General features: G+C 71.7%; 18 protein-coding genes. 13 read left to right on the top strand and 5 right to left on the bottom strand.

What is annotated here, in order from left to right; translation table 11 throughout:
- Positions 1-224 precede the first annotated feature (224 nt).
- Positions 225-950: an LPXTG cell wall anchor domain-containing protein gene (locus ACWCQ1_RS02325; RefSeq protein ID WP_133040978.1), complete on the top strand. Its 726-nt coding sequence runs from the start codon at positions 225-227 to the stop codon at positions 948-950.
- A 128-nt stretch (positions 951-1,078) separates the two neighbouring features.
- Positions 1,079-2,416: an FAD-binding oxidoreductase gene (locus ACWCQ1_RS02320; protein WP_451025660.1), complete on the top strand. Its 1,338-nt coding sequence runs from the start codon at positions 1,079-1,081 to the stop codon at positions 2,414-2,416.
- On the opposite strand, the gene ACWCQ1_RS02315 is transcribed toward ACWCQ1_RS02320, so the two are convergent.
- A complete protein-coding gene (locus ACWCQ1_RS02315; RefSeq protein WP_133040976.1) occupies positions 2,406-2,981 on the bottom strand; it encodes a biotin transporter BioY in 576 nt (191 codons plus the stop codon). The two genes, ACWCQ1_RS02320 and ACWCQ1_RS02315, sit on opposite strands and share 11 nt — an antisense overlap.
- Before the next feature lie 440 nt (positions 2,982-3,421).
- On the opposite strand from ACWCQ1_RS02315, the gene ACWCQ1_RS02310 reads away from it, so the two are divergent.
- The 6 genes from ACWCQ1_RS02310 to ACWCQ1_RS02285 all read left to right on the top strand — a co-directional run bounded on the left by ACWCQ1_RS02310 (position 3,422) and on the right by ACWCQ1_RS02285 (position 9,782).
- Complete coding sequence (locus ACWCQ1_RS02310) at positions 3,422-4,627, top strand: ROK family protein (RefSeq protein WP_358603985.1); 1,206 nt, start codon at positions 3,422-3,424, stop codon at positions 4,625-4,627.
- 240 nt (positions 4,628-4,867) lie between these two features.
- Positions 4,868-5,938 carry an ABC transporter substrate-binding protein gene (locus ACWCQ1_RS02305; RefSeq protein WP_358603982.1) on the top strand — a complete coding sequence of 357 codons (1,071 nt, stop codon included), beginning with the start codon at positions 4,868-4,870 and terminating at the stop codon, positions 5,936-5,938.
- Positions 5,935-6,786: an ABC transporter permease gene (locus tag ACWCQ1_RS02300; RefSeq protein ID WP_451025659.1), complete on the top strand. Its 852-nt coding sequence runs from the start codon at positions 5,935-5,937 to the stop codon at positions 6,784-6,786. The genes ACWCQ1_RS02305 and ACWCQ1_RS02300 overlap by 4 nt, the downstream gene beginning before the upstream one ends.
- Positions 6,762-7,496 (top strand): ABC transporter ATP-binding protein, encoded by a 735-nt coding sequence (locus tag ACWCQ1_RS02295; protein ID WP_133040973.1) that lies wholly within the window; start codon positions 6,762-6,764, stop codon positions 7,494-7,496. Before ACWCQ1_RS02300 ends, ACWCQ1_RS02295 begins: the two co-directional genes overlap by 25 nt.
- 31 nt (positions 7,497-7,527) lie before the next feature.
- Entirely contained in the window at positions 7,528-8,871 is a 1,344-nt protein-coding gene (locus ACWCQ1_RS02290; RefSeq protein ID WP_356768253.1) for an LLM class flavin-dependent oxidoreductase, read from the top strand.
- Between the two features lie 14 nt (positions 8,872-8,885).
- A complete protein-coding gene (locus tag ACWCQ1_RS02285) occupies positions 8,886-9,782 on the top strand; it encodes a TauD/TfdA dioxygenase family protein (RefSeq protein ID WP_133040971.1) in 897 nt (298 codons plus the stop codon).
- A 28-nt stretch (positions 9,783-9,810) separates the two neighbouring features.
- Here ACWCQ1_RS02285 and ACWCQ1_RS02280 read toward each other — a convergent pair whose 3' ends face one another.
- The 3 genes from ACWCQ1_RS02280 to ACWCQ1_RS02270 are packed head-to-tail and all read right to left on the bottom strand — an operon-like array spanning position 9,811 to position 12,799.
- Positions 9,811-10,587: an SAM-dependent methyltransferase gene (locus tag ACWCQ1_RS02280; protein WP_133040970.1), complete on the bottom strand. Its 777-nt coding sequence runs from the start codon at positions 10,585-10,587 to the stop codon at positions 9,811-9,813.
- A gap of 12 nt (positions 10,588-10,599) precedes the next feature.
- The gene (locus ACWCQ1_RS02275) at positions 10,600-11,220 is read right to left on the bottom strand and encodes a histidine phosphatase family protein (RefSeq protein WP_451025658.1); all 621 of its coding nucleotides are present in this window, start codon (positions 11,218-11,220) and stop codon (positions 10,600-10,602) included.
- A gap of 28 nt (positions 11,221-11,248) precedes the next feature.
- The gene (locus ACWCQ1_RS02270; RefSeq protein ID WP_451025657.1) at positions 11,249-12,799 is read right to left on the bottom strand and encodes an FGGY-family carbohydrate kinase; all 1,551 of its coding nucleotides are present in this window, start codon (positions 12,797-12,799) and stop codon (positions 11,249-11,251) included.
- Positions 12,800-12,949: 150 nt separating this feature from the next.
- On the opposite strand from ACWCQ1_RS02270, the gene ACWCQ1_RS02265 reads away from it, so the two are divergent.
- The 5 genes from ACWCQ1_RS02265 to ACWCQ1_RS02245 all read left to right on the top strand — a co-directional run bounded on the left by ACWCQ1_RS02265 (position 12,950) and on the right by ACWCQ1_RS02245 (position 17,053).
- Complete coding sequence (locus ACWCQ1_RS02265; RefSeq protein ID WP_451025656.1) at positions 12,950-13,771, top strand: DeoR/GlpR family DNA-binding transcription regulator; 822 nt, start codon at positions 12,950-12,952, stop codon at positions 13,769-13,771.
- A gap of 30 nt (positions 13,772-13,801) precedes the next feature.
- Positions 13,802-14,830 carry a 2-hydroxyacid dehydrogenase gene (locus tag ACWCQ1_RS02260; protein WP_451025655.1) on the top strand — a complete coding sequence of 343 codons (1,029 nt, stop codon included), beginning with the start codon at positions 13,802-13,804 and terminating at the stop codon, positions 14,828-14,830.
- A 206-nt stretch (positions 14,831-15,036) separates the two neighbouring features.
- Entirely contained in the window at positions 15,037-16,467 is a 1,431-nt protein-coding gene (locus ACWCQ1_RS02255) for an FGGY family carbohydrate kinase (protein ID WP_133040967.1), read from the top strand.
- Positions 16,468-16,483: 16 nt separating this feature from the next.
- Entirely contained in the window at positions 16,484-16,711 is a 228-nt protein-coding gene (locus tag ACWCQ1_RS02250; protein ID WP_133040966.1) for a hypothetical protein, read from the top strand.
- A gap of 120 nt (positions 16,712-16,831) precedes the next feature.
- Positions 16,832-17,053 (top strand): hypothetical protein, encoded by a 222-nt coding sequence (locus ACWCQ1_RS02245; RefSeq protein ID WP_358603956.1) that lies wholly within the window; start codon positions 16,832-16,834, stop codon positions 17,051-17,053.
- A gap of 9 nt (positions 17,054-17,062) precedes the next feature.
- Here the strand turns inward: ACWCQ1_RS02245 and ACWCQ1_RS02240 are convergent, their stop codons facing one another.
- Positions 17,063-17,725, bottom strand: a complete 663-nt coding sequence (locus ACWCQ1_RS02240) for a mycothiol-dependent nitroreductase Rv2466c family protein (protein ID WP_358603953.1) — start codon at positions 17,723-17,725, stop codon at positions 17,063-17,065.
- Positions 17,726-17,820 lie beyond the last annotated feature (95 nt).

The raw sequence follows: 17,820 nt of genomic DNA, 5'->3' as shown, positions 1-17,820 counted from the left end.
GCCGATAATCCCGCCCAATCGATAACGGCCGTTCACCAGCAGCCCTGGAACACCGCCACCGCTCACATTCCCCGGCAAACCGCTGCACCCCCTCAACGACCGCCCCGACGGAAACACAATAGTCACACTTAGTGCCGTACCAGCATAGTGCGGAGAAATCTTGTGGTACCTCTTCAAGTACTGCGAATTCAGGCGCAGCTCAGGGGGACGCAAGGGGGACGAACATGAGTTCTCGTCGTACGACGGCCATAGCGGGATCACTGGTCACGGCGGCTTTTTCGGCCGTGCTGATCCTTTCCTGCACGGCCAGCGCCGACGATCAGGGGCCCGGGAGCAGCCAGGGGGGAAAGGCCATGGACGCGGCCCCGGCAGGCGTCAAGCTGACGACTCTCCTGCCCTCGAGGATCTCGGTGGACAACAGCACGCAGAAGACGGCGATCACCGCCACGGTAAAGAATCAGGGGACCAAGGACAGCGGAAAGATCCAGCTTCTGGTCGTCGGTTTCGACGGCCTCACCGTCAAGAACGTCCAGGGCTGCTCCGCGATCGGGAAGAATGACCTTCCCGCGGGGTCGAACAGCGGATTCGCCTGCCCGATCGACAATCTGGCGGCCGGAAAATCGAAGTCGTACGCCGTGGACGCCACGTACGACCTGAAAAAGCAGGGCAAGATCTGCCTGCCCGTCCAGGCCGGTGACGGGAAGAAGACGTACTGGCAGCAGGGCCCGGTGCCGTTCGGTACGACGAACCCGTCCCCGAACGCCCCGGCCACCCCGCTGCTCCTCGGCACCGACAACAAGCCGGTGGCACCGAGCGGCGGCGAACTGCCCAAGACCGGTGTCGGACAGGACCTGCTGCCGCTCGGCGCGGCGGGCGCGGCGCTGTTGACGGCCGGCGCGGCCGGACTGTGGTGGTCGACCCGGCGGCCCACCCAGCAGCTGCGCGGCTGAGTACGGCCACCGCGGGCCGGGGCGTGCGAGCGTCCCGGCCCGTCGCTTCACCTCACCTCACTTCGTCCCGCTTCATCCGAAAGCTTCACCCGAAAAGTTGACGGGGGATGTCAGGTTATGCGGGCAGCATGCCGGTCATGACCTCCGTCGACAACACCGCGACCCCCCGTGTCCTCCGTCCCGGCGACTCCGGCTACGACGACGAACTCGCCGGTTTCCAGACCGGGTTCGCCCAGCGCCCCGCCATGGTCTGCCCCGCCGGGACCGCCGAGGACGTGATCGCCGCAGTGCGGTACGCGGCGGACCGGGACCTGCCGATCGGCGTCCAGGCCACCGGGCACGGCCTGCCCGGCGGCTTCGAGGGCGGCGTCCTCGTCACGACGAAGCGCATGGACCGGGTCACCGTCGACGCGGAGGCCCGCACCGTGCGCGTCCGGGCCGGCGTCCGCTGGGGCCAGGTCGTCGCGGCCGCCGAACCGTACGGGCTCGCGCCGCTCAACGGCTCCGCGCCGGGCGTCGGCGCCGTCTCCTACACGCTGGGCGGCGGACTGGGCATCCTGGCACGGGAGTTCGGCTACGCGGCCGACCATGTGCGGTCCCTGGACGTCGTCACGGCGGACGGGCGGCTACGGCACGTGACCCGCGAGTCGGACCCCGACCTGTACTGGGCCCTCCTCGGCGGCGGCCACACCTTCGGCGTCGTCACCGAGCTGGAGATCGGTCTCGTACCGGTGCGGACGCTGTACGGCGGCTCGGTGGCCTTCGACGGGCGGGAGACCGATCCGGCGGTCCTGCTGCGGGCGTACGAGGAGTGGACGCGGACCGTGCCCGACGAACTGACCTCGTCCTTCGCCGCCGTACCGTACCCGGACCTGCCGGCGCTTCCGCCGCATCTGCGGGGGCGGTACGTCGTCTCCGTGCGGGTCGCCCACACCGGAGCCGACGGCGAGCGGATCACCGCGCCGCTGCGGGAGTTCGGGCCGGTGATCGCCGACTCGCTGCGGGAGATGCCGTACGCCGAGAGCCACACCATCCACGGCGACCCGGACTTCCCGCACGCCTACTACGGGGACAGCGCGGTGCTGAGCGAGCTGGATGCCGACCGGGCCGCCGGAGTGCTCGCGCGCACCGGGCCGGACGCGGACGGGCCGATGTGTGTCGTGCAGGTCAATCATCTGGGCGGGGCGCTCGCGCGGCCCGCGCCGAACTCGGTGCCGTACCGCGAAGGGCGCTTCCTGGTGCGGCTGTTGGCGGTCGGGGACCGTCAGCAGGCGCGGGCGGTGCTGGACCCGGCGTTCGCGCTGCTCGCGCCGGTCACCCTCGGCCGGGCGCTCAACTTCGCCTTCGGGGCCGGGGACCGGACCGAGGGGCTGTACGACGACGGGACGCGCAAGAGGCTCGCCGGGCTGAAGGCCCGGTACGACCCGGCGAATCTCTTCCGCAGGACCTACGACGTCAGCGCCTGACCAGCTTCCAGGCGGCCGGCATGACGCCCATCGCCAGGGCCGCCTTCAGGGCGTCGCCGATCAGGAACGGGGTGAGGCCGGCCGCGATCGCGGCGGAGAGGGACATGTCGGCCGCGTAGGCCAGGTACGGGACGCCTACGGCGTAGATGAGCGCCTCGCCCAGCAGCATCGTGCCCGCCATGCGCACCACGGAGCGGTCGGCTCCGCGGCGGGCCAGGGCGCCCACGACGGTGGAGGCGAGCAGCATGCCGAGGATGTAGCCGAAGGAGACGGACGCGCCGGAGCTGCCGCCGGCGAACCACGGCACACCGGCGAGCCCGGCCAGCGCGTACAGGACGAGCGAGGCCAGACCGCGGCTCGCGCCGAGCGTCGTGCCGACCAGCAGCGCGGCGAAGGTCTGGCCGGTCACCGGGACCGGGGAGTGCGGGACGGGCACCGAGATCTGGGCCGCGAGACCGGTGAGCGCCGCGCCGCCGAGCACGAGCGCCACGTCCCGGACGCGTGACGCGGGGAGCAGGTCGGCGAGGACCTCGCGGGGACGGACGGTGGCGGCGGCGGTGCTCATGGGGACTCCGCGGGTGACGGGGGCATGCAGGGACAGGGTGACGTTAACCCGCGTGCCTGCAGGTGCTCACCGTCAGCGCTCGACAAAGGGTGGAGCGACAGCTTGGTGGGCTCCGGACAAAGGATGCTGGTTACACCCGGTTCGGCGTGACACTGGTCACTGAGGCCGAGACGTCTGCCTCACGTGACGGGCCGGAGTCCGGGCTGTCGCATCCCACCAAATGAATCCTAGTGGTCTGGCCGGATTCACCCTTTCTCGCCTACCCTTCGGGACATGGTCGCCCAGTCCCGGTACTTCACGTCGCGTCGCTATGTCGACCTGCGACGCCAGGGGACCGCCACCTGTAGCCGCGCACGACTCAGCACCAGCGTCTGAGGCGGGTTCCGGCGCGCCTCACGCTCCGAGACGTGTCGGCCCCCGTTCCCGAGGACGTTTTCCCCATGCCCCGTACCGCCGCTCCCCCCGTCGCCTCTCCCTCCTCCACCTCCTCTCCCTCCTCCACCTCCCGGCGCCGGACGAGCGCCAGTGTCGTCCTGCGGTCCGTGCTGGAGCACGGGCCGGTGGCGCGCTCCACCATCGCCCGGCTGACCGGGCTGTCACCGGCGTCGGTCACGGACTACTGCGCCCGTTTCGCCGAACTCGGCCTGATCCGTGAGGCCTCCGCGCCCCGGCGCTCGAACGGCGTCGGGCGCCCACACGTCCCCGTCGACCTGGACGACTCACGGTTCGTGGTCGGCGGGGTGCATGTGGCCGTGCGGTACACCACGGTCGCGCTGCTCGATCTGCGCGGGCGGGTGGTGGCCCGGCGGGAGCTGCGGCACGAGCGGACCGATCCGGGCTGGGTGCTGGCGCGGGCCGCCGAGGGGCTCGGCGCCCTGCTGGCCGAGGCGCCGCGCTGCCGGCCGCTCGGGGTCGGTGTGGCCGTCGGCGGCTGGGTGGACCGGGAGTCCGGGACCGTCGTGGAGCATCCGGTGCTCGGCTGGCGTGAGGTGGCCGTGCGGGAGGTGCTGGGCGAGCGCACCGGGCTGCCGGTCCATGTGGACGGGCACGCGCGGGCGTTGGTCAACGGGGAGCGGCTGTTCGGGGCGGCCCGGGACGGCGGGAGCGTGCTGCATCTGTTCGTGGGCAACGTGGTCGACGCGGCGTTCGCCACCCATGACGAGGTGCATCACGGGCCGCGGTCGCAGGCGGGCGCCATCGCCCATCTGCCGGTGCCGGGCGGTACGGAGCCCTGCGCGTGCGGGCGGATCGGCTGCCTGCAGGCCGAGTTGAGTGAGCGGACGCTGGTGCGGCGGGCGCGGGCGGCGGGTGTCGTCGTGGGCGTCAACCCGATGCACGTGGTCACGGCGGCCGCCGCGGGCGACCGGGCGGCCGTACGGCTGCTGGTGGAGCGGGCCGGGGCCGTCGGACGGGCGGCGCGGCTGCTGCTGGACGTGCTCAACCCGGAGACGGTCGTGGTGACCGAGGTGGGGATCATCCACCGGCAGGACTGCCTCGACGCGCTGCGCGAAGGGGTCGGCGCGGAACGCGCGGCGTCCGTCGTTCCGACCAGTTTCCCGGATTCCGTGCTCGCGGTGGCCGGTGGCTCGGTGGCGCTCGACGTGCTCTACCGGGATCCGCTGGCGGCCTCACCTCGGGCTATTTAATTCAGAAACTCCGAATGTTGACAGGGGGCGTTCATGGCCGGGAACATCCTGGTCATGAGCCTGTTCGTGAGCTGTCGCACCCTTTGTTGCTGACACGTTGCCGCGCGTGAAGCGCTCATTTCCCCCTGCGTGAATTCTGTGTGACCCCCTTTGCCGGTCCCCCTTTGCCGGGCCTGGTTCCGCCTGGAATTCCGCGCGTTTTCTTCCCTGCTTGTGTTTCCGAACTCACGGAGTCCCGCCATGCCTTCCTCGTCCGCTTCGGGTGTCGACCGACGGCTCTTCCTCACCTCCCTGCTCGGTGCCGCCGCCGGTGTCGCCGGTCTCAGCGGCTGCGCGAACGGCAGCGCGTCCGCCGACACCGGCAAGAACGCCTTGTCCGCCCCGCTCGCCGACAAGGTCCCGGCCGGTACCAGCCTGAAGATCGCCTCGTACCAGAACACCGAGCAACTGCAGTTCAAACTGGCCAAGTTGGGCGAGCTGCCGTTCAAGGTGTCGAGCTGGGTGAACATCGGTGCCGGACCGGATGTCATCAACGCCTTCCGGGCCAAGTCCCTCGACCTCGCCAACAACGCGGGCATCCCGCCGATCCAGGCGCACTACCAGGGATTCGACGCGAAGATCGTCGCGATCGACATCACCCGCAAGCCCAACTACCTCTTCGCCACCAAGCCCGGCAGCGACATCCACACCGTCGCGGACTTCAAGGGCAAGAAGCTCGCCTTCTCCCAGGGGCAGGCCCAAGGAGTGGTCCTGCTGCGGGCGTTGAAGCAGGCGGGGCTGAAGTACGACGACGTCAAGCTCGTCCCGCTGACCAGCAACCAGTTCCTCACCGCCCTGCAGTCCGGCCAGGTGGACATCGCCCCGCTCGCCAACAGCCAGGCGCCCGCCTATCTGGCGCAGTACAAGTCCAAGGGCGCCCGCGTCATCACCACCGGCGTCGTCGACCTGCTCAACCTCCTCTGGGCGCCGACCTCCGTGCTGAGCGACCCCGACAAGGCCGCAGCCGTCGCCGCGTACATCCCGTACTGGGCCAAGGGCCAGGTGTGGATATACGAGAACCCCGGCACCTGGAACGAGGAGTTCTACGTCAAGACGCAGAACCTGACCCTCGCGCAGGCCAAGTCCATCTCCGACCTCGCCAACAAGCCCTTGTTCCCGCCGAGTTGGGACGAGGCCATCAAGTGGGAGCAGGAGACCGCGGATCTGCTGGCGGAGGGCGGCTTCGTGAAGAAGTTCGACGTGTCCTCGCTCTTCGACCACCGCTTCGAGTCCATCGCCGCCAAGGCCGTACCGGCGGAATACCGGAGGTGACCGCAGTGACCACCACGACCACCGCCGTCCCGGTGACGACCCGCGAGGAGGCCCCTGCGGTACGGCGTCGCCGGCGCGGCCTCGCCCCCGGCAGGCGCCTGCCGGCCACCCGCCTGATCGGGCCGGCCCTGCTCCTGGCCCTGTGGGCCGCCGCCTCGGCCGCCGGGCAGCTGGACCCCGGCGCCATCCCGGCGCCCTGGACGGTGCTGAGGACCGCCGGGCATCTGTGGACCGCCGGGACCCTGCCCACCGACATCGCGACCTCCGTCGAGCGGGCCGCGTACGGCTTCGCCATCGGTCTCGTCGCCGGTGTCGTCCTCGCCCTGGCCTCGGGGCTGAGCCGGGTCGGGGAGGCGCTGATCGACGGGACGGTGAACCTCAACCGGGCGATCCCCACCCTCGGTCTGATCCCCCTGTTCATCCTCTGGCTGGGCATCGGCGAGGCGTTCAAGATCGCGATCATCGCCATCGTCGTCTACATCCCGATCTACCTGAACACGCACGCCGCGCTCTCCGGCATCGACAGCCGGTTCGTGGAACTGGCCGAGGTGCAGGGGCTGTCGAGGCTGCGGTTCGTCCGGCAGATCGTCATCCCCGGTGCCCTGCCCGGATTCTTCGTGGGACTCCGGCTCGGGGTGACCGGCTCCTGGCTGGGCCTGGTGGTGCTGGAGCAGATCAACGCCACCAGCGGACTCGGCTACATGATGTTCCAGGCCCAGAACTACGGCCAGTCCGACGTGATCCTCGTCGGCCTGCTCGTGTACGGCGTCTTCGGCCTGGTCTCCGACAGCGCGGTCCGTCTCATCGAACGGAGGGTGCTGTCATGGCGCCGCACACTGAGCAGCTGACCCGGCCCGCCGTCCGACTCCGCGGCCTCACCCGGTCGTTCGACGACCGTACCGTCCTCGACGGCATCGACCTCGACCTGCCGGCCGGACAGTTCACCGCCCTGCTGGGCCACAGCGGCTCCGGCAAGAGCACCCTGCTGCGGGCGGTCGCGGGACTGGACCACGAGGTCGCCGGGAGCGGCCGGCTCGACGCCCCGGAACGGGTGTCGGTGGTCTTCCAGGACGCACGGCTGCTGCCCTGGCGCCGGGTGCTGGACAACGTACTCCTCGGGCTCGACGGCAAGGACGCCGAGCGCAGGGGGCGGGAGGCGCTCGCCGAGGTGGGGCTCGAGGGGCGCGAGCGGGCCTGGCCCAACGAGCTGTCCGGCGGCGAGGCCCAGCGGGCCGCGCTCGCCCGGTCCCTCGTCCGCGAGCCCGAACTGCTGCTGGCCGACGAGCCGTTCGGCGCGCTGGACGCGCTGACCCGCATCCGGATGCACGGTCTGCTGCGGGAGCTGTGGAAACGCCATCGGCCGTCCGTCCTGCTCGTCACCCACGACGTCGACGAGGCGATCGTCCTCGCCGACCGGGTCCTGGTCCTGGAGAAGGGCCGTATCGGACTCGACCTCACCATCGACCGCCCCCACCCGCGCTCGTACCGCGACCCCCTGCTCGGCGAGTACCGGGAACGGCTGCTCGCGGCGCTCGGCGTCACGGAGGACCACGCATGACCACCACCCAGGGTTTCCCGGAGGACCACGCATGACCCGCCGGCTCCACCTCAACGCGTTCCTCATGAACACCGGTCACCACGAGGCCTCGTGGCGGCTGCCCGAGAGCGATCCGCTCGCGCATGTCGAACTCGGCCACTACGTACGGCTCGCCCGAACCGCCGAGCGCGGCACCTTCGACTCGCTCTTCCTCGCCGACGGTCCACAGCTGTGGAGCAACCTCGCCCAGCGTCCCGCCGGAGCCCTGGAACCGCTCACGCTGCTCACCGCGCTGGCGACGGCGACCGAGCACATCGGGCTCATCGCCACCGCGTCGACCTCGTACAACTCGCCCTACAACCTGGCCCGCAAGTTCGCCTCGCTGGACATCATCAGCGGTGGCCGGGCTGGCTGGAACATCGTCACCACCGCGGGCGCGGAGGCCGCCCGGAACTTCGGTCTCGAGCACGAGCCCGCGCACGCCGAGCGGTACGCCCGTGCCGCCGAGTTCCTCGACGTGGCCCTGAAGCTCTGGGACAGCTGGGAGGACGACGCGATCGTCGCCGACAAGGCGGCCGGCGTCTGGGGCGACGACAGCAAGATCCATCCGCCCCGGCACAAGGGGACGTACTTCAGTGTCGAGGGAGCGCTCAACGTCCCCCGCTCGCCCCAGGGTTATCCGCTGCTCGTGCAGGCCGGGTCCAGCGAGGACGGCAAGTCGTTCGCGGCCCGGTACGCGGAGGCGGTGTTCACCGCCCAGCAGACCCTCGAGGACGCGCAGGCCTTCTACGCCGACCTCAAGTCCCGTACGAGGGCGGCCGGACGGGACCCCGAGCACATCAAGGTGCTGCCCGGGATCGTGCCGGTCATCGGGTCCACGGAGGCCGAGGCGCGGGCGAACGAGCAGCTGCTGGAGGACCACATCGTGCACCGGCACGGCGTGGCCAACCTGGAGCGCCTGCTGCAACTGCCCTCCGGCACCCTGGAGTTGGACGCCCAACTGCCCGCCGACCTGCCGTCCGAGGACGCCGTCGAGGGCGCCAAGAGCCGCTACACACTCGTCGTCGAGCTCGCCCGGCGCGAGCGGCTCACCGTGCGGCAGCTGATCGGGCGGCTGGGCGGGGGACGCGGCCACCTCACCTTCGCCGGCACGCCCGAGCAGGTCGCCGACCAGATCGAGAGCTGGTTCACGCGGGGCGCCGCCGACGGCTTCAACATCATGCCGGCCGTCCTGCCCTCCGGCCTCGACGCCTTCGTCGACCACGTCGTCCCGATCCTGCGCACCCGCGGCCTGCTGCGCACGGAGTACGGGCCCCGCCAGACCCTGCGGGAGCGCTACGGCCTTCCCCGCCCCGCCAACCAGTACCTCCAGCCCGCCGAACCCGCCCTCGTCTGAAAGGACTCCCGCACATGTCCGAGATCGAGATCCAGAAGGTCACCGCCCACATCGGCGCCCGCGTCCTGGGAGTCGACATCTCCAAGCCGCTCGACACGGAGACGGCGACCGCGATCCGCGAGGCCCTGAACGTCCACAAGGCGCTCGTCTTCGACGACGTGAACCTCGACGACGAGGGCCAGCAGGCCTTCGTCCGCCACTTCGGCGACGTGACCACCGCCCACCCGACGGTCTCCTCCGTCGACGGCGTCCCGAACGTCCTGCCGGTCGACAGCGAGCGCGGCCGGGCCGCCAACCACTGGCACACGGACGTCACGTTCGTCCTCAATCCGCCGCAGGCCAGCACCCTGCGCTCGCTCACGATCCCGCCCTACGGCGGCGAGACCCTGATCGCCAGCTCGGCCGCCGCCTACCGCCAACTGCCCGAGTCCCTGCGGAACCTGGCGGACACGCTGTGGGCCGAGCACACCAACGACTACGACTACGCCGTACCGGAGGAGGAGCTGGACGAGCAGCAGGCCGCGCAGCGCGCCCAGTTCACGTCCATCAAGTACCGCACGGTCCACCCGGTGGTCCGCGTCCACCCGCTGACCGGTGAACGCGGCCTGTTCATCGGCGGGTTCGCCCAGCGGATCGTCGGTCTGTCCCCGGGCGAGTCCCGCAAGATCCTGGACCTGCTCCAGGCGTACGTGACCCGGCCCGAGAACATCCTGCGCCACCGCTGGTCCGAGAACCAGCTCGTGCTGTTCGACAACCGCATCACCCAGCACTACGCCGTCGACAACTACGACGGCCTGCCGCGCCGGCTGCACCGGGTGACCGTCGCCGGTGACATCCCGGTCGGCATCGAGGGCAAGGAGAGCTACTCGATCGAGGGCGACGCCTCGCACTACACGTCCGTGGCCGCGTAGTCACCGCCGACACCGCCCCCGTCGTGCGCTACGGCTTGCGGCCCACGCCGCCGTGCTGGCCGATGGGGGCGGTCTCGGCGTCCGGGTCCGGGCGCCACAGCGGGACGGACACGACGCCCGGCTCCACCAGCTCCAGGCCCTCGAAGTAGCCCTCGATCTGCTCGACCGGCCGCAGGAAGTACGGCACCGCGCCGGTCTCGTTGTAGGCGTCCTGCGCCTGCTCGTAGACCGGGTCGGTGCCGCGCGAGCCCTCGTTCAGGGACAGGTAGCTGCCGGAGGGCAGGCCCGCCATCAGGCTCCGTACCAGGTCGCGGGCCTGGTCGTAGCTGCTGACGTGCCCGAGGATGCCGCTGAGGATCAGGGCCGTCGGGCGGGTGAGGTCCAGCGTCCTCGCCGCCGCCTCCAGGATGCGCTCAGGCTCGTACAGGCTCAGGTCCTCGTACGCCGTGACCCCCTCCGGCGTCGAGGTCAGCAGGGCGCGGGCGTGGGCGAGGACCAGGGGGTCGTTGTCGACGTAGACGATCCTCGCGTCGGGGGCGTGGCGCTGGGCGACCTCGTGGGTGTTGTCGACGGTCGGCAGTCCCGTGCCGACGTCCAGGAACTGCCGTACACCCGCCTCCGTCACGAGGTAACGGATGGTGCGCCCGAGGAAGGCGCGGCTGCTGCGGGCGATGGTGACGATGCCGGGGAAGACGGCGGTGTAGGCGTCGCCGGCCTCCTCGTCCACCGGGTAGTTGTCCTTGCCGCCCAGCCAGTAGTTCCAGATTCGGGCCGAATGCGGCACCGAGGTGTCGATCTCCGTCATACCGACATCCTCCTACGTCCGATCCTGATCGCAGGGCACGTTCAGCGAGATCAGACCAACTTGGTTGAGATTCATACGGAGTTCGGTGACGGCCGCGTTCCGCAGCTGCGGGAGGACACGGCGGTATTCGCCGAGCGGGATGGACAGCAGACGGCACAGCACCAGCCGCAGCAGGGTGTTGTGGGCGACGACCAGCACGCGCTCGCCCTCGTGCGCGGCGGCGATACGGCGCAGGGCGGCGGCGCCGCGCTCGGCGGCGGCCCTCGGGTCCTCGGCACCCGGGAAGGGGTGGACGACGGGATCGGCGCGGAACGCCTCCGCCGCGTCCGGGTTCTCGGCCGCGAACTCGGCGAGGGTACGGCCCTCCACCACGCCGAAGTCGCATTCCCGTAGGTCGGGTTCGCGGGCCGGGGTGAGCCCCAGGGCCCGGCAGGCGGGCTCGGCGGTGACGACGGCGCGGGAGACGGGGGAGGTCCAGACGGCGGTGACGGGGTGCGCGGCGACCCACCGCCCGAGCGCCTCGGCCTGCGCGTACCCGGTGTCGGTGAGCGGCACGTCGCTGATCCCGGCGTAGCGGTTCTCACCGTGCCAGACGGTCTGCCCGTGCCGGGCGAGGAGAAGGGTGGTGGTCATGTGCGGGTCCATCCGGCTGGGGGTGGGGTCATGAGTCCGCCGTGTTCCGGTTGAGGCGGGTGCGGGCGTGGGCCGCGACCGGGGGCGGCAGCCAGCCGCGGGCCGTCAGCTCGTCGATCAGCCGGGCGTACGGCTCCGCGAACAGGGCCGTGCGCTCGGGCCGGGGTTCGAGAACCGTCCGGACGCGGACCATGCGCTCGGCGACGTCCGCCAAGGAACCGCCCGCGCCCGTGCCGTGGGCGGCCAGCGCGGCCATGCCCAGGGCCGGCTCGGTCTGCACCGGTACGCGGGCCGGGCGGCCCAGGATGTCGGCGCGCAGCTGGTTCCAGTACCGGCTGCGCGCGCCGCCCCCGGTGAAGGTGAGCGGGCCGTCCAGCGGGGCGCCGAGATGGTGCAGGTAGTCCAGGCAGAGCCGTTCCGTGAAGGCGACGCCCTGAAGGAGGGCGGCCCACAGGTCGGCGTCGTCGCGCGGTTGGCCGAGGACCAGCGCGGAGGCGTCCGGCGCCCGGAACGGGAACCGCTCGCCGGACGACACCAGCGGGTACGTCACCGCGCCCGACGGCTCGTAGGCGGCCGCCCGCTCGTCCATGGCCGCCGGGTCGGCTCCCGCGAAGGACGCCGTGAGGACGCCGGCTCCGACGCCCGAGGCACCGCCGGGCAGCCAGCTTCCGTCCGGGGCACGGTGGTTGTAGACCACGCCGGCGGGGTCGTGCACGGGGGTGGTGGAGACGCCCTTGAGGACGAGCGTGGTGCCGAGCACCGAGTTCCAGGAGCCGGGCCTGAGCGCCCCGGAGGCGATCTGCGCCGCACAGCCGTCGGTCATCCCCGCGACGACCCGGGTGCCGGCGGGGATGCCGGTGGCCTCGGAGGCCTCGGCGCCGACCTCGCCGAGCGGGGTGCCGGGGCGCACGACGTCGGGGAACAGCCCGTCGGGCAGGCCCAGTTCGGCGAAGGCCGCGTACGGCCAGGCGTCGCGCTCCAGGTCGTAGCCGGTCTTGAGGGCGTGACTGGAGTCGGCGGGCGGGGGCAGCCCGACGAGACGGCCGACGATCACGTCCGGCTGGTGGGCCAGCCGGAAGCGGGACGGACGGGCCAGACGGAGGTGCGGGTGGGGCCGGTGTGCGCCGGGTGAGGCGGGCCGGCCGGCGGCGGCACCGGCCACATCCCCGCCGTACTCCCCCACCAGCCACACCGCCTTCGGCAGCGCCCAGGTGTCCTGCACCGCCACCCCGGCCGCCCGCACCCGCGCCGCCTCACGTGCCGCGCGCCCGTCGTCGTACATGAGCCCGGGGCTCACCGGCCGCCCCGCGCGGTCCGTCAGCAGGACCGTGCCGGACGTGCCGCACACCGCGAGCCCGCCGATCCGCACGCCCGTCACCCCGCCGAGCGCCTGCCGGGACGCGGCGCACACCCCCGCCCACCACTCCTCCGGGTCCTGCTCGTGCCGCTCCCCCTCCCGGTGCCCGCCGAGCGGCGCCGAGCCACGCCCGAGGACCGTGCCGTCCGCCGCGACCAGCAGCACCCGGACGCTCTGCGTGCCCAGGTCGATCCCCAGCCAGGCCTCCTGCCCGTCCGCCATCCGAACCTCCCGGGTATCGCGGTCCTGCCTGTGAACTTCACACCCACCTCCGATATTGACCCGGGTTTTTCGCCTGCGCGAGGGATTGACGCGCAACTTCCACCGTTACACCCTCGATTGACGAGCCCACTCGACGGTGACCGGGACACGATGAGCAGCAGCGACAGCAGCGGGGGCGGCGCCCACCCCCAGGGACCCACCGCCCGCCGGGCCGCCATGGCCGAGCGGGTCCTGGCCGCGGGCTCGGCCACGGCGGCGGAGCTCGCCGAGCGGTTCGGGGTGAGCCTGATGACCGTCCACCGCGACCTGGACGAGCTCGAACGGCAGGGAGTCGTCCGGAAGTTCAGGGGCGGGGTGACGGCCCAGCCGTCCGGTGTCTTCGAGTCGAACGTGCAGTACCGGCTGAAGACCATGCGCGCCGAGAAGGAGGCCCTGGCCGAGCGGGCGCTGGGGCTGATAGAGCCCGGCATGGCGATCATGCTGGACGACTCCACCTCCGCGCTGGAGATAGCGCGCAGACTCCGTCTCGGTGAGATCACCCCGCTGACGGTGGTAACCAACTTCCTGGAGGCCGTCAACGTCCTCGCCGACCAGCGGGGCATCCACCTGATGGCCCTCGGCGGCGACTACGACCCGCTGCACGCGTCCTTCCTCGGCGTGTCCTGCGTCGAGGCGGTCCAGTCGCTCCGCGTGGACGTCTGCTTCGCCTCGACGTCGGCCGTGCACGCCGGGTACGCCTACCACCAGGAGCAGCACATCGTGTCGGTGAAGCGGGCGATGCTCGACTCCGCCGCCCGGGGCGTCCTGCTCGTCGACCACACCAAGCTGGGCCGGACCGCCCTGCACCGGGTCGCCCCGCTGTCCCGCTTCGACCTGCTCCTCGTGGACGACGGGGCGTCGGCCGAGGCGCTGCGGGACCTGGACGAGCACAAGGTCACCTACCAGGTATGCGCGACGAAGGACTCACCGTGAGGAAGGGCTTGCTGTGACGAAGGGCTTGCTGTGACGAGCGGGTCGGTGCGGGTGCTGGCGGCCGGCGACCACTTCGTCCTGCCGTCGCTGATCAGGGACGCGGTCATCGCCCAAACGGACTGTTCGGTACGGGAGTTACTGCTCGGCTGGCCCCTGGAACCCTTCGGCCCGGTGGCCGAGGTGCAGGAGGCCAGTGACGCCGAGGACGAGATGATCGAGGCGCTGGCCGACGGCCGCGAGGTCCTGGTCACCCAGATGGGTCCGGTCACCGGACGGGTCCTGGAGGCCTCCCCCGCGCTCCGCCTGGTCGTCGTCTGCCGGGGTGGCCCGGTCAACGTCAACCTCGACGCGGCCGAGCGCCATGACGTGCGCGTCTGCTACGCGCCCGGCCGCAACGCCGCCGCCACCGCCGAGTTCACCGTCGGTCTGCTGCTGGCCGCCCTGCGCCGCATCCCCCAGGCCCACGGCCTGCTCGCCGGGCAGGGGAGCTGGGAGGGGGCGGCGTACTACACGTACGAGCACAGCGGTCTGGAGCTGGAGGACCTGCCGGTCGGGCTCGTCGGCTACGGCGCCGTGGGCAGCCGGGTCGCCCGGGCGCTGTGCGCCTTCGGCGCGCGGGTGATCGTGTACGACCCCTACGTCCGCGGCGAGATCCACGGCCTGCGCGTCGACTCGCTCGACGCACTCCTGCGCCGCTCCCGGGTGATCACCCTGCACGCCCGGCTGACCCCGGAGACCAGGGGCCTGATCGGGGCGCGCGAACTGGCCCTGCTGCCCGAGGGGTCGGTGCTCGTGAACGTGGCACGCGGCCCCCTGCTGGACGAGGAGGCGCTGTGCGACGCCCTGGAGAGCGGCCGGCTCTCGGCGGCGGCGCTCGACACCTACGCGAGGGAACCCCTCCCGCCGGACTCCCGGCTGCACGCGCTGGCCGACCGGGTCGTCCTGACCCCGCACCTCGGCGGGGCGTCCCGCGCGGTGGCGGAGAAGGCGGCGAGGATCGCCGCGCAGGAAGTGGGCCGCTGGGCACGCGGGGAGCCCCTCACGCACGCCCTGACATGAACCCCGGGACGGAGGCACAACCCCGAGCAAGAGCCCACCAACCGCCACTGTCCCCACGGCACCGGCCGCGGAGAGAGCCGTAGGGGGCGCGCCGGTGTCGAGGGGCCGAACGCGCGGAGGCGCGCAGCGCTGAGCACGATCGGCCCCTCGACACCGGCACAAAGCGCCCCCGAAGGCGAACGAAGCCAAATGGAGGAGGAGCCGCCGTGTATGTCGGGATCGATGTCGGGACGTCCGTGGTGAAGGCCGCCGCGTTCGACGAGGAGGGGCGGGAACTGGGGGTCGAGGCGCGGGCGGTGGGGCTCGCGCTGCGCGGGGGTGTGGTCGAGCAGGACATGGAGGAGGTGTACGGGGCGGTCGTCGCCGTGCTGGAGGCGCTGACCTCTCGGCTCGCGGAGCCCGTCGCGCTCGCGGGGCTCACCGGGCAGGGCGACGGGGTGTGGCTGGTCGACAAGGAGGGGCGTCCGGTGCGGGCCGCGGCCTCCTGGATGGACGGACGGGCGCATGAACTCGTCGACCAGTGGCTGGCGGACGGCACGTTCGAGACCGTCTTCCGCCGGACCGGGAGCGCCATGTTCCCGGGCTGTCCCGGCCCGTTGCTGGCGTGGTTCGACCGGTACGAGCCGAGGTCCCTGGACGCCGCCGCCACCGCCGTGTACTGCAAGGACATGGTGTTCCGGCGGCTGACGGGCGCCCCGGTGACCACGGACGTCTCCGACGCGTCGATGCCGTTCCTCGACCCGAGGACACGGACGTACGACAACCGGGTCGTCGAGCTGCTCGGGCTCACCCACCGCCGTGGTCTGCTCCCCCCGGTCGGCGACCCGATCGCCACGGCCGAGGCGCTCGGCGAGGGGCTGCCGGCCGGCACCCGGCTGGCGAACGGGCCGTACGACCTGCCCTCCTGCGCGCTCGGCGCGGGCGTTACCGCGCCCGGTGACGGTCTGCTGATCGTCGGCACCTGTCTGGCGAGCCTCGTCGCGACCACCGAGCTCGACCTGACGGGCGAGCCGGCCGGGCTGTACATCTCCACCGACCGCCCCGGCCACTGGCTGCGGGCCATGCCGGCGATGGTCGGCACGGCGGCGCTGGACTGGGTGCTGTCGACGACCGGGGTCCAGCGGGAGGAGGTCGACGCCCTGCTCGCCGACACGCCGCCGGGCGCGAACGGCGTACGGGTCCTGCCCTACTTCGCCCCCTCGGGCGAGCGCGCCCCCTTCGTCGAGCCCCGGCTGCGCGCGGAACTCACCGGCGTCTGTCTGGAGTCGACCAAGGCCGATCTGGTCCGCGCCACCTGTGAGGGCATCGGGTTCGCGGCCCGCCACTGTCTTCAGGCCGCGGGCCTGACCGGCACCCTCGCGGTGTGCGGCGGCGGCACCCGCAGCCCCGCGTGGATGCGGCTGCTGGCGGACGTGCTGGGCCGTCCGCTGCGGGTGGTCGAGGGCGAAGTGGGCGCCCGGGGCGCGGTGTTGGCGGCGGCGGAGCGGTACGGGGTTCCCCTGGACGCAGGGGTATGGACGAAACCGACATCCGTGGTGGAACCTGACGCGACACGGGCGGCGTACTACGCGACGGCGTACGAGGACCATCTGGACCGTCTCGCGCGGGCACGCGCGGCGGTGGACGCCCGTCGCTGACCACGAGGAGGGGTTCATGACGACGAGCCGGATGTGCCCCACCTGCAAGAGCAGACAGGACTTCCGCAAGCTCAACGACGCGGAGAAGGCCGCCGTCCGTGAGGAGAAGGGCCCCCGGCACTTCGTCCACGACCTGTGGCGCTGCACCGCCAAGGGCTGCCTGTGGTACCAGCCCTACTTCCGCCAGGGCGACGGCGGCATCCTTCCCGACCGCTTCCGCGAGGAGCAGCCCGCCGGGCAGTGAGGTCCGGAACCCGCCCCGGCGGGACGGATTCCGGGCTCACCACGCGAGTGCGCGGCCCCTATGCTCCCGATTCCCGGCATGTGACCGGGTTCGCGCTTTGGACCGGATCGGGAGGCGCTGGTGTCCGACGAGCTGCACTGTCCCAACTGCCCCAAGGGGAAGCTGCATCCGTTCCGCAGGGTCACCGCGGCGGAGGAGAAGCACATCGCGTCGGTGTACAAGAAGAAGGGCGCGCATGGGTTCTGGCGGTGCCAGGGCAAAACGGCGCGGGGGCAGTGCCTGTGGGTGCAGCCCTACTTCAACCAGGCGGACGGCTTCAGTCTCCCCGAGTCCTTCAGCTGACCGACGGCGTCACAGGTTGCTGAAGTCCGGGCCCTTCGTACGGGTGCGCTTGATCTCGTAGAAGCCCGGGACCGAGGCGACGGCGAGGGTGCCGTCCCAGAGCCTGGCGGCCTCCTCGCCCTTGGGGGCCGGGGTGACGACGGGGCCGAAGAAGGCGATCTGCTCGCCGTCCGCGCCGGGCACGGCGATGACGGGGGTGCCGACCTCCTGGCCGACCTTCTCGATGCCCTCCTTGTGGGAGGCGCGCAGCTCGGCCTCGAACTCGAAGTCCTCCTGGTCGGCGTAGTCGATCAGGTCGGCGGGCAGCCCGACCTCCTCCAGCGCGGCGGCTATGGCCTCGACGGTCGGGCCCTCGCCGTTGTTGTGGAAGCGGGTGCCGAGCGCGGTGTAGAGCGGGCCGACGACGTCCGCGCCGTGCTTCTGCCAGGCCGCGGTGACCACCTTCACCGGCTTCCACGCCTTGGTCGCCAGCATCTCCCGGTACTGCTCGGGCAGCTCGTCGATCCGGTCCTCGTTGAGCACCGCGAGGCTCATGATGTGCCAGCGGATGTCGATGTCACGGACCTTCTGCACCTCCAGCACCCAGCGGGAGGTCATCCACGCCCAGGGGCACAGCGGGTCGAACCAGAAATCGACGGGGGTCTTGCCGGAGCTGCTCGCGGTCTCGGACATGGCTCTCCTAGAAAAAGCAATCGTTTCAACCGGCAACACCGGGCGTCGCCGTCCCCATTCCCGTCCGCCGCCCCCATTCCGAGCTGCCCCCCGTC

It is taken from the genome of Streptomyces sp. NPDC002144 (assembly GCF_053593695.1).
The sequence above is the reverse complement of the archived record's forward strand: the minus strand, read 5'-3'. Positions and strand labels throughout refer to the sequence as shown.

What these genes read in the sequence shown, in the direction of transcription:
- ACWCQ1_RS02315 (WP_133040976.1), bottom strand. Translation starts at nt 2,981, where the DNA reads ATGAGCACCGCCGCCGCCACCGTCCGTCCCCGCGAGGTCCTCGCCGAC.
- ACWCQ1_RS02320 (WP_451025660.1), top strand. Translation starts at nt 1,079, where the DNA reads ATGCCGGTCATGACCTCCGTCGACAACACCGCGACCCCCCGTGTCCTC.
- ACWCQ1_RS02265 (WP_451025656.1), top strand. Translation starts at nt 12,950, where the DNA reads ATGAGCAGCAGCGACAGCAGCGGGGGCGGCGCCCACCCCCAGGGACCC.
- ACWCQ1_RS02250 (WP_133040966.1), top strand. Translation starts at nt 16,484, where the DNA reads ATGACGACGAGCCGGATGTGCCCCACCTGCAAGAGCAGACAGGACTTC.
- ACWCQ1_RS02285 (WP_133040971.1), top strand. Translation starts at nt 8,886, where the DNA reads ATGTCCGAGATCGAGATCCAGAAGGTCACCGCCCACATCGGCGCCCGC.
- ACWCQ1_RS02270 (WP_451025657.1), bottom strand. Translation starts at nt 12,799, where the DNA reads ATGGCGGACGGGCAGGAGGCCTGGCTGGGGATCGACCTGGGCACGCAG.
- ACWCQ1_RS02275 (WP_451025658.1), bottom strand. Translation starts at nt 11,220, where the DNA reads ATGACCACCACCCTTCTCCTCGCCCGGCACGGGCAGACCGTCTGGCAC.
- ACWCQ1_RS02240 (WP_358603953.1), bottom strand. Translation starts at nt 17,725, where the DNA reads ATGTCCGAGACCGCGAGCAGCTCCGGCAAGACCCCCGTCGATTTCTGG.
- ACWCQ1_RS02295 (WP_133040973.1), top strand. Translation starts at nt 6,762, where the DNA reads ATGGCGCCGCACACTGAGCAGCTGACCCGGCCCGCCGTCCGACTCCGC.
- ACWCQ1_RS02310 (WP_358603985.1), top strand. Translation starts at nt 3,422, where the DNA reads ATGCCCCGTACCGCCGCTCCCCCCGTCGCCTCTCCCTCCTCCACCTCC.
- ACWCQ1_RS02290 (WP_356768253.1), top strand. Translation starts at nt 7,528, where the DNA reads ATGACCCGCCGGCTCCACCTCAACGCGTTCCTCATGAACACCGGTCAC.
- ACWCQ1_RS02280 (WP_133040970.1), bottom strand. Translation starts at nt 10,587, where the DNA reads ATGACGGAGATCGACACCTCGGTGCCGCATTCGGCCCGAATCTGGAAC.
- ACWCQ1_RS02305 (WP_358603982.1), top strand. Translation starts at nt 4,868, where the DNA reads ATGCCTTCCTCGTCCGCTTCGGGTGTCGACCGACGGCTCTTCCTCACC.
- ACWCQ1_RS02325 (WP_133040978.1), top strand. Translation starts at nt 225, where the DNA reads ATGAGTTCTCGTCGTACGACGGCCATAGCGGGATCACTGGTCACGGCG.